The sequence below is a fragment of the Variovorax sp. P4_D9 genome (genome assembly GCF_056401695.1).
This window is the reverse complement of sequence record NZ_JBFUIU010001717.1, coordinates 1-627: the sequence shown is the minus strand read 5'-3', so window position 1 is coordinate 627 and position 627 is coordinate 1. Positions and strand designations below refer to the sequence as shown.

General features: G+C 63.2%; 1 protein-coding gene. It reads right to left on the bottom strand.

What is annotated here, in order from left to right; genetic code table 11:
- Window positions 1-354: 354 nt before the first annotated feature.
- Window positions 355-627: hypothetical protein (locus tag AC1DY5_RS57950; RefSeq protein WP_478123087.1), on the bottom strand; the 273-nt coding region annotated here is incomplete at its 5' end.

The window sequence follows — 627 nt, the reverse complement described above, 5'->3', positions numbered from 1 at the left end:
CGTCACCACCACGCGGCCCACGCCGCTTCAGGCCAAGGCCTTCAAGCTGCTCGGCTTGAATCCCGCCTGTACCCAGTAGCCGCTCTCCCTGCGAACCAAAAGCTCAAGCAGGGTGCGCACTTACGTCTCGGCGATTACCAAAGTTCGGCCTAGTGCTCGGCCTGGTGCTGATGCAAATGCCGTGGCACAACCTGGCTCCGTCGTCTTCCTCGACCAAGGTTGGACGCCAGCTGTGAGGGGCGTGCGCACCGACAAAACGATCGCCGCGCAGGGCGCCTACCTGCGCCTGCAAGCTTGACCGCGATTCGCGCCCACCAGGGCGCTGAGCTTTGGGGGGCCCTTACTGCCGCCTGTTCATTCCAGGTAGTCAATGAACTGCGGGATCACCTCGCGCAGGAAGCGGATTTCCTCAGTGGGAATGCCGCGCGGCTCCAGGTCGAAATGGATGAAGGTGCCATAGGGCGTGCCGCACTCTCGCGTCAGCAGCCGTCCGTAGTACGACTCGACCATGCCGACATAGGGTCGGTTCGTCAGGCGCCGATCCTTGGAGGCATGGCTGGTCACGAACTCGCCATGCTCGAGCGCGTGCTGGCAGAAGCTCTTGCTCAGAGGTACCACCTTCAGCCC